Source organism: Candidatus Endomicrobiellum pyrsonymphae, assembly GCF_020328025.1.
In the GTDB taxonomy this organism is placed as follows: domain Bacteria; phylum Elusimicrobiota; class Endomicrobiia; order Endomicrobiales; family Endomicrobiaceae; genus Endomicrobiellum; species Endomicrobiellum pyrsonymphae.
The window spans coordinates 1-9,157 of the sequence record NZ_JAIXMZ010000048.1 but is presented as its reverse complement, the minus strand read 5'-3'; the positions used below and the strand labels follow the sequence as shown (position 1 = coordinate 9,157).

General features: G+C 35.9%; 10 protein-coding genes. 1 reads left to right on the top strand and 9 read right to left on the bottom strand.

Annotated features, from left to right (window positions below):
* The first annotated feature begins 882 nt into the window (after positions 1–882).
* Positions 883–1,227, top strand: coding sequence for a hypothetical protein (locus tag LE180_RS04930; RefSeq protein ID WP_374134351.1), 345 nt, complete (start codon positions 883–885; stop codon positions 1,225–1,227).
* A gap of 40 nt (positions 1,228–1,267) precedes the next feature.
* On the opposite strand, the gene phoU is transcribed toward LE180_RS04930, so the two are convergent.
* From phoU to LE180_RS04885, 9 genes are all read right to left on the bottom strand, one after another.
* Positions 1,268–1,930, bottom strand: a complete 663-nt coding sequence (phoU, locus tag LE180_RS04925; protein WP_374134350.1) for a phosphate signaling complex protein PhoU — start codon at positions 1,928–1,930, stop codon at positions 1,268–1,270.
* A 134-nt stretch (positions 1,931–2,064) separates the two neighbouring features.
* The gene (pstB, locus tag LE180_RS04920; RefSeq protein ID WP_374134349.1) at positions 2,065–2,820 is read right to left on the bottom strand and encodes a phosphate ABC transporter ATP-binding protein PstB; all 756 of its coding nucleotides are present in this window, start codon (positions 2,818–2,820) and stop codon (positions 2,065–2,067) included.
* Between the two features lie 286 nt (positions 2,821–3,106).
* Entirely contained in the window at positions 3,107–3,859 is a 753-nt protein-coding gene (locus LE180_RS04915) for a phosphate ABC transporter ATP-binding protein (protein WP_374134348.1), read from the bottom strand.
* Positions 3,853–4,707, bottom strand: coding sequence for a phosphate ABC transporter permease PstA (pstA, locus tag LE180_RS04910; RefSeq protein WP_374134347.1), 855 nt, complete (start codon positions 4,705–4,707; stop codon positions 3,853–3,855). The genes LE180_RS04915 and pstA overlap by 7 nt, the downstream gene beginning before the upstream one ends.
* Positions 4,704–5,573, bottom strand: coding sequence for a phosphate ABC transporter permease subunit PstC (gene pstC / locus LE180_RS04905; RefSeq protein ID WP_374134346.1), 870 nt, complete (start codon positions 5,571–5,573; stop codon positions 4,704–4,706). Before pstC ends, pstA begins: the two co-directional genes overlap by 4 nt.
* Before the next feature lie 72 nt (positions 5,574–5,645).
* Positions 5,646–6,521, bottom strand: coding sequence for a phosphate ABC transporter substrate-binding protein (locus LE180_RS04900; protein WP_374134345.1), 876 nt, complete (start codon positions 6,519–6,521; stop codon positions 5,646–5,648).
* Positions 6,521–8,050 (bottom strand): glutamine-hydrolyzing GMP synthase, encoded by a 1,530-nt coding sequence (guaA, locus tag LE180_RS04895; protein WP_374134344.1) that lies wholly within the window; start codon positions 8,048–8,050, stop codon positions 6,521–6,523. The genes LE180_RS04900 and guaA overlap by 1 nt, the downstream gene beginning before the upstream one ends.
* Positions 8,051–8,084: 34 nt before the next feature.
* Positions 8,085–8,636, bottom strand: coding sequence for a dCTP deaminase (gene dcd / locus LE180_RS04890; RefSeq protein ID WP_374134343.1), 552 nt, complete (start codon positions 8,634–8,636; stop codon positions 8,085–8,087).
* A 113-nt stretch (positions 8,637–8,749) separates the two neighbouring features.
* The gene (locus tag LE180_RS04885; RefSeq protein WP_374134342.1) at positions 8,750–8,953 is read right to left on the bottom strand and encodes a hypothetical protein; all 204 of its coding nucleotides are present in this window, start codon (positions 8,951–8,953) and stop codon (positions 8,750–8,752) included.
* Between the last annotated feature and the right edge of the window lie 204 nt (positions 8,954–9,157).

Genomic DNA, 9,157 nt, shown 5'->3' with positions numbered 1-9,157 from the left:
CAAGCAACAGACCCAAAACAACAAGCAACAAACCCAAAACAACAAGCAACAAAAGTAACAAGTGGCGAGGGGTGAGGGCTAGAAAAAGAAAGAGAATATTGGTTGAGAGGATATTAGCGACCTCGACGTGCCCGAATTCGACGACGTCGTTTGATTGATGTAAGCAATATGGCGAAAATGGCAGAATGCTGAGGAAGGAATGATGGTGGCGTTGAAAACAAATTTGGAGACGAGAAAGATGTTGCAGGAGAGATGATTGTAATTGCAGAATAAAAAGTCTTTGCAGTTCGGGTTTTACATTTTAAAAAAAGAAGCTCACGGGTATATATTATTGCTCGTGAGCTTCTTTTTTTTCTTGTAAATTAGAAGGTTTGATATAATACAAATATGGCAGTCATAATTCAGTGTCCATTAAACTCCTAGAAGGTTTAAATTGATATAATCGGATTGAATATAATAGCGACGGTTACATTTGCTGGCAGGAAGGTTTGAGGCAGGAAGATTCAAGGGTAGAAAGAAGACAAAGATCTTTGATTGAATTTTGATTGTTTTGATTATTTTGATTGTGTAATTTTCAAGGTTGAAATGTTAAAAGTAAGGGATTAAATTTGTATAATGACAACAGTTGTGATTGATTATTTAAAAGAGTACGAAAATAGAGTTTAGATTCTGAAGAACAAAGTAAGAAGAATTTAAAGAGTCTGGACTACAAGAACTGAATGGTATTTAGAGTGGTTAATTTCAAGAAAGTGATAAGTGTTGTTGTCGTATTTAGTTTGGTATTGAGTTCATGCGGAGGAAACAAGAATGGTGGGAGCGGAACAAAGGTATCCAATCTAGTAGCGAGAGATGTACAGATGTTGAGCCTACTCCGGCGGTCGAATGTATAGTGTAGTGAAAGATGGGAAATGTGTGTCTCCTCCAGTACTGGTGAAAGAGGTGAAAGTCAAAGACGCAAAGAAAGAAACGGTGGAGATGCAAAAAGAAGCAAAGAAAACAAAACCTGATACGAAACAAGACGAAGTAGGAGTCTCATTTGCGCTAACAATGGGAAAAGTGATAAGAAAACTAAGAATTAGTCCCAGTTATGAAGACAAAATAATAGCGAGACCATTGCTTAGTTCCACATTAGCGGGACTTATATTATTAGTGACAACAGGAGCAGTATATCTTGGAATCTCACTCCTGTACCAGTGTGTCAAAGGGGACGACAGGGGACGGTGGTAAGTGGGAGTGGCGGTGGCGCTCCATCATCGTTTTCTCTAGTTTAGCAGTTCCTTGGATGACGAATATCTTTTCCATGAACCATAAAAATAATATCTTCGCTTATGTTAGTAGCGTGATCGCCAAGCCTTTCTATGCTTTTTGCAACAAACATTAAATCCACAGCTCCATTTATAACATCAATATCTGAAGCTTTAAACATCAAATTTTTAATATCGTTAATAACTTTATCTCTTAAAGAATCAACTTCATTGTCTTTTGCAAGCACTGATAATGCTAATTCCGCATCGCTTGTATTAAAGGCTTTTATACAATCCATTACCATGCTCTGAACTATTTCTACCATCTTAGGAATATCAGCGAGAGGTTTAAGCTGAACATATTTTATTAAATCCGAAGCTCTTTCACTTATGCTTACAGCCTCATCGCCCATTCTTTCCAAATCGCTGTTAATTCTCATGGCCGAAGTTATAAATCTTAAATCAGCGCCGACAGGTTGGTTTAAAGCTATCAACTTTAGACATTTATCGTCAATAACTATTTCTTGTACATTAACTTCTTTTTCAAGAGAAGATACAACATCAAGTTTTTTTGAATCTCTCTCTACAAGTTTTTGAGTTGCAGCTTTTATCATTTCCTGAACAAGCCCCGCCATATCAAGAAGACGATTTTGCAAATCACTCATTTCAACATCAAAATGCCGCATACTTTTTCCTCCTTGCCGTTGTTTGTCATCTTGAACGAAGTGAAGAATCCATTCATTTGGATGCTTCAGTCGCATTGCTCATTTAGCATAACAACCATGACTGTCATACAATCTACTACTCAAGCGCTATTATATCAACCGAAACGACCGGTTACATAATCCTCAGTCTCTTTCTTGGTTGGATTTGTAAATATCTTTTCCGTATTATCAAACTCTATAAGCTCGCCAAGAAGCATAAAAGCAGTATCATGCGAAACTCTCGCCGCTTGCTGCATATTGTGCGTTACTATTACAATCGTATAATTATCTTTCAACTTAATCATCAATTCTTCAATTCTTTGTGTTGCTACAGGGTCAAGAGAAGAACAAGGTTCGTCAAGAAGAATAATACGCGGCGCGACAGCAATAACTCTTGCGATACAAAGTCTTTGCTGTTGCTCCAAAGTCAATGCCAAAGCCGACTTATTAAGTTTATCTTTAATATCGTCCCACAACAGAACGGCTCTCAAACTTTTTTCCACGGTTTCTACTATAACATTTCTATCTAAAGCTATTCTGTTTACTTTTAAACCAAAAGCAACATTTTCATAAATTGAAATAGGAAACGGATTTGGTCTTTGAAATACCATACCGACATTTCTTCTTAAAAAATCAACGTCAACATTATCGGCATAAATATTTTGATTGGAAATATTTATCCCTCCGTTCGTACGCGCGCCCTCTATTGTATCATTTATTCTGTTTATAGACTTTAAAAGCGTGGACTTTCCACAACCTGACGGACCTATCATAGAGGTAATTCTTTTCTCTTCAATACTAATATTAATGTTTTTAAGAGCGTGAAATTCAGAGTAGTATAAATTAAAATTTTTTATTTCTATTATTGACATAAACGAATTTCCTTTTAACCTACATCACAGAATAAGCATTTCTAAGCGCGAAATAAACTACAGGCAACTAACTTTATATTGGGACAATTACACGTTGACTCAAAAATAGATGTATGCTATTTAGACTTGCTAAGAAGTCGTACATTTGTTTCTTTCAGGCTTCAAGATTTGTGACGAAGCGAAAAAAACCGATAGCGCAGCGCGCTAGAATTATAGCGCAGCGATTGGTACATAAGCTCTTGTTTTTCAATGCTGTAGCCACAAAATATTGAAGCCGTCATAATTATCAACCGAATCTACCAGTGATATAATCCTCAGTTGTCTTCTCTTTCGGCGACACAAATAACTTAGCGGTTTTATCAATCTCCACAAGTTTTCCCGTAAGAAAAAATGCCGTTCTGTCGCTGACGCGCGATGCTTGTTTTACATTGTTTGTAACAAGCACTATGGTATATTTTTGCTTAAGCTCAAGCATCGATTCTTCAACTTTTACAGTAGATACGGGGTCTAATCCGGAACAAGGCTCGTCAAACAAAATAACTTCAGGATTAACTGCAAGAATTCTTGCAATACAAAGTCTTTGTTGTTGCCCACCAGACATTCTCATTGCTGAAGAATTAAGTCTGTCCTTGACCTCGTTCCACAAAGAAGCGTCTTTTAAAGCTCGCTCGACTATAGTATCTTGATATGATTTTCTTGTAATAAGACCAAGTCGCTTTGGAGCATAAATAATATTTTCATATATACTCATAGGAAGAGGTATAGGCATTGCAAAAAGCATACCGACGCGCTTTCTCAAATCTTCCATCTTCATATCAAAAATATTATTGTCATCAAGATAAACATCGCCTTTACGAGAATACGTTATGTCTAAATCGTTCATTCTATTTAAAGTTCTTAAGAACGTTGTTTTACCGCTGTTTGCCGGACCTATAACGCTCAGAATTTCATTTTGGACAACATCAATATTCAATGATTCCAAAACACATTTTTCATTATAGTAACAACTTAAATTTTCTACTTTAATTTTATTTACCATTTTCTACGTTTCCTAAAGTAAATTCTTGCAACAATTGCAACACAGCTCATTGTTAAAACCATCATTAAAAGAACAAGAGCAGTTCCATATATAATATTCTTTGGCATATTTGGAATTTGTGTTGAAATGATAAACAAATGATATGGCAAAGCCATAACTTGATCTAACGGCGAATGAGGTAAATGAGGAACGTAAAATGCTGCGGCAGTAAACAGTATTGGCGCTGTTTCACCCGATATTCTTGCAATGCTAAGGATTGCGCCCGTTAAAATGCCCGGAAGAGCATTTGGAAGAACTACATGTCTTATAGTCTGCCAGCGACTTACACCAAGCGATAAACTTGCTTCTCTAAATGAATAAGGCACACTACTCAAAGCGCCTCGCGCTGTGGTTATAATAACCGGCAATTCCATTATAGACAACGTCAAAGCGCCTGCAATAATGGAAACTCCTAATTTTAAAAACATAACAAAAACACCAAGCCCAAATAATCCATAAACAACAGAAGGTACGCCAGCCAAATTTACAATAGCAAGTTTAACTATTCTCGTAAGCAAATTATCTTTTGCATATTCGTTTAAATAAATTGCCGCGCAAACTCCTATAGGCAAAGTTATTAAAACAGCGCATAGGACTATTGAAAGCGTTCCTACTATCGCAGGAAGAATTCCGCCGCCACACATGCCGTTTTTAGGCATAGAAGTCAAAAATTCCCAACTGATAGCAGATGCTCCATTTTTTATAATTATAAATATTATCACAACAACTGGAACGATGGCTAAAATAGTCGCCACACAAAGAAGCAAATACGAAAATTTCTGTGATAATTTAGGATTTAATTTTATCATCTATTCTTCTTTTTTCCGAGAAATAAATCTGCCGTAAAATTTACTATAAACGTTATTATGAATAATACAAGACCTATAGCAAACAACGATCTGTAGTGCATGCCTCCTCTGACAGTTTCTCCCATTTCTGCAGCTATTGTAGCAGTCATAGTTCTAACAGGGTCAAAAATTGAATGAGGAATATGCGCGGCATTTCCTGTTATCATCATTACTGCCATTGTTTCGCCTATAACCCTACCTATGCCAAGCATTATAGCAGCTATTATTCCGGGCATTGCCGCTTTCAATACAATTCTTCTTATCGTTTGCCACTTGGTAGCGCCTAAAGCAAGAGCGCCTTCTTTATACTGCCAAGGAACTGAGCGAATTGCATCTTCAGATATAGTTACTATCGTAGGTATAGCCATAAAAGCAAGCATTATTGCGCCCGCAAAAGCTGTAAGCCCTGTCGACAGATTAAAAATATTTTTCACTAAAGGAACAACTGTAACCATTCCAACAAAACCTATCACAATACTTGGAATTGCAGCCATTAATTCAACTAAAGATTTTAAAACATCGCGTACACCTTTTGGCGCAATTTCTGAAATAAAAAGGGCAGTCATAATACCTATTGGAACAGCTATTAAGCAAGCCCCAACAGTTACTAAAATAGATCCTAAAATTAGAGAGAGGATTCCAAACGAGGCAGGCTCTGAAGAAGGATACCAAAATTGTCCGGTAATAAATTTTGATACGCCAAAATCTTTAAAAAAAGCAAACCCTTCTTTAAACAAAAAACCAAAAATTAAAACCACAAAAACAATAGACAGCATACCACATATAAAAATTATCGTTTCAATTACAGTGTCCAGACTCTTTCTCATTTTAGTCCTTTTGACGACACCAGCCAATTTCTTCACAATGACAAAATTACACTATTTGTAGTCGACTATATTTTATTTTTGTCTTTTGATTGGCACAAAGTCTGTTTCTACAACGACTTCCTGACCTGCCTCGGACAAAGTGTATTCAATAAACATTTCAACAATCCCATTAGGATTGCCATTTGTGTATAAATACAAAGGTCTTGAAATAGGGTATGTTCCATTCATCACATTTTCTGACGTAGGATACACATATCCGCCTGATTCGTCTATAGCCACAGAAATAGCTTTTACTCTGTCATTTAAAAAACCCATACCAACATATCCCAACGCATTTGGATTTTGATAAACTTCATCACATATTGATTGTGAAGATGGCATCATCAGAGAATGAACAGAAAACTCATCTCCAGCGCTCTTGCCGTTTTGTCTTAAAACGCGCTCTTTAAAAAACATATGTGTTCCTGAATTACTCTCTCTTGAAAGAATTACTATTTTACGGTCTTCTCCGCCAACTTCTTTCCAATTTGTGATTTTTGCCATAAAAATATCCCGCAACTGGACTAATGTTAATTTGTCAACAGGATTATTTTTATTTACAAGAACTGCTAAACCATCAAGCCCAACTTTAAACTCAACAGGCTCTATATTATTACTTTTTGCCAAAAGCTTTTCTTTTTTTTCTATTCTACGCGAAGACATTGCTATATCGCATGTTTTATTGATTAAAGAGGCAAAGCCTGTACCTGATCCACCTCCTGTAACGCCTATATTGTACGTCGGATATTGCGCTACAAATTTTTCTGCCCAAACTTGTATAAGATTTACAATGGTGTCAGAACCTTTGATTTGTATAGATGCCGCATACCTGCCACTAGCATTTTGAGGTTTTGTACAACTGCAAAAAAGGACAGTCGCTAAAATTAAAAATGTCACTAATTTTTTCATTATTCCCACTCGATAGTTGCAGGAGGTTTATTTGAAATATCATAAACCACTCTATTAGCGCCTTTAACTTCATTAATAATACGAGAAGACATTTTCTCAAGCAACTCGTAAGGAAGTTTTACCCAATCTGCCGTCATTGCGTCTTCTGAGTTTACCGCCCTAATAACAATTACATGCTCATAAGTTCTGGCATCACCCATAACACCAACAGTTTTGACAGGTAGTATTACAGCAAAAGATTGCCATATTTTTTCATAAAGCCCGGCTTTTCTAATTTCTTCAGTTACTATATTGTCAGCTTCTTTTAGAATATTTAATTTTTCCTCGGTTATCTCTCCCAGTGTTCTTACCGCAAGACCAGGACCCGGAAAAGGTTGTCTATCTATAATTTCTGCAGGAATTTTCAACTCTCTGCCTAGTGACCTGACTTCATCTTTAAACAAAAATTTCAACGGTTCCACAAGTTTCATTTTCATTTTTTCAGGAAGTCCGCCGACATTATGATGACTTTTAATCGGCGATTTAGCGCCTTTTATGGAAACACTTTCTATAATGTCCGGATATATCGTGCCTTGCAAAAGAAAATCTATACCTTTTAATTTTTTAGATTCTTTATCAAAAACCTCTATAAAAGTATGTCCTATAATTTTTCTTTTCTGTTCCGGATCAGTTACACCTTTAAGTTTTGATAAAAATACTCTTTTTGCATCAACCATAACAAGATTTTTTCCAAACATTTTTCCAAACACTTTACGTACTCTCTCAGTTTCGCCAAGTTTTTGCAAGCCATGATCAACATAAACGCACATAAGCTGCTTGCCTATAGCTTTATGAAGCATTACAGCTGCGACAGAGGAATCAACGCCTCCGGAAAGAGCGCACAGCACCTTACTTTCACCGATCTGTTCTTGAATTCTTTTAACTTCATCTACAATATAAGATTTCATGGTCCAATCGCGCTTGGAACCACAAATTTTAAATATAAAATTTTGAATGATTTTTTTACCATTAACAGAATGTTTTACTTCCGGATGAAACTGAACGCCGTACATATTCTTTGCCACATTTTCTATAGCAGCGTAGGGTGAGTTAGCTGATTTTGCGATAATCTTAAAACTTTTTGGCATTTTCACGAGCTTATCGCCGTGGCTCATCCAAAGAGTTTCTTTTGAGTTAAGACCGTCAAACAAATAACACCCACATTCTACTTTGACACTTGCAAGACCGAACTCTCTATTTTTCGACGGAGCAACTTTCCCGCCAAGATGTTCTGCTATAAGCTGCATGCCGTAACATATCCCTAAAATCGGGGCGCCAAGTTTCCATATTTTAGTATCCGGACATGGGGCGCCTTTTGAGTAAACGCTGTCATAACTGCCTGAAAGAATTATACCTTTTAAATCTTTAAGTCCGTAAAAGGATTTTATCGGCTTATTACCGGGATATATCTCACAATATACATTTTCTTCTCTTATACGCCTTGCAATCAACTGCGTATATTGTGAACCAAAATCTAATATCAGAATCATTTTGTTTCCTTCACTATTATTTTCTCGTATTGTATCAAATTTTTGCCATAGCTATAGTTTTTTGCGCCTGATATTTTCCTTTTCTGTCTGCATAAGAAACTTCACAAACTTCGCTTACATCTAAAAATAGAACCTGAGCTATACCCTCATTGACGTAAACCTTTACAGGAACAGATGTAATATTTGCTATTGAAAGCGTGACAAAACCTTCCCATTCAGGTTCGAAAGGAGTAATATTTACAAAAATACCGCATCTTGCGTATGTAGATTTGCCGAATGCAATAGTTATAATATCTCTTGGAATTCTAAAATATTCTACGGTTTTACCCAAAATTACAGAATTTCTGGGAATTTCTATATAGTCTTTAACTGTTACAGACTCGAACAATCCATCTTGCGATTGTTTAGGATCAAGAAGATCTGAATTTTTTTTCATAACCATAAATTCGTTTGAAAGACGCATATCATACCCATAAGAAGACGTTCCAAAAGAAATTTTCCCATTTTTAACTTGTCCTGCTTCAAAAGGCTCTATCATCTTCCGCTCAAGCGCCATCTTTTTTATCCACTTATCATTTTTAACCATTTGTACCACCTTTTATTTTGAAATACTAAAAACACCTAGAATAACCGCAACTGCGACAAACAACGTGCCTCTTATCACCCTCTATCCTAATCTTGTCATCAATTAACGTACTTTTATTGAGCTATAATTAAAACTTCTTTTGAAAATTTGTTACTTAAAACATACTTACAACCTAATTTGTGAACTTCTATTTCTTTCTTGTATTTCGACAACATCTGTATTAAATTATCAATCGTAGGAATTCCGTCATCTCTATAAGAAAGAACTAGAAGTTCACAAATTAGGTTGTAAGTATGTTTTAAGTAACAAATTTTCAAAAGAAGTTTTAATTATAGCTCAATTAACGTACGTTAATTGATGACAAGATTAGGATAGAGGGTGATAAGAGTAGCTCAATAAAAGTACGTTAATTGATGACAAGATTAGGATAGAGGGTGATAAGAGACACGTTGTTTGTCGCAGTTGCGGTTATTCTAGGTGTTTTTAGTATTTCAAAATAAAAGGTGGTACAAATGGTTAAA

Coding starts and splice junctions, on each gene's coding strand:
- pstC (WP_374134346.1), bottom strand. CDS start 5,573: ATGAGAAAGAGTCTGGACACTGTAATTGAAACGATAATTTTTATATGT.
- phoU (WP_374134350.1), bottom strand. CDS start 1,930: ATGCGGCATTTTGATGTTGAAATGAGTGATTTGCAAAATCGTCTTCTT.
- LE180_RS04900 (WP_374134345.1), bottom strand. CDS start 6,521: ATGAAAAAATTAGTGACATTTTTAATTTTAGCGACTGTCCTTTTTTGC.
- pstB (WP_374134349.1), bottom strand. CDS start 2,820: ATGTCAATAATAGAAATAAAAAATTTTAATTTATACTACTCTGAATTT.
- pstA (WP_374134347.1), bottom strand. CDS start 4,707: ATGATAAAATTAAATCCTAAATTATCACAGAAATTTTCGTATTTGCTT.
- guaA (WP_374134344.1), bottom strand. CDS start 8,050: ATGATTCTGATATTAGATTTTGGTTCACAATATACGCAGTTGATTGCA.
- dcd (WP_374134343.1), bottom strand. CDS start 8,636: ATGGTTAAAAATGATAAGTGGATAAAAAAGATGGCGCTTGAGCGGAAG.
- LE180_RS04930 (WP_374134351.1), top strand. CDS start 883: ATGTATAGTGTAGTGAAAGATGGGAAATGTGTGTCTCCTCCAGTACTG.
- LE180_RS04915 (WP_374134348.1), bottom strand. CDS start 3,859: ATGGTAAATAAAATTAAAGTAGAAAATTTAAGTTGTTACTATAATGAA.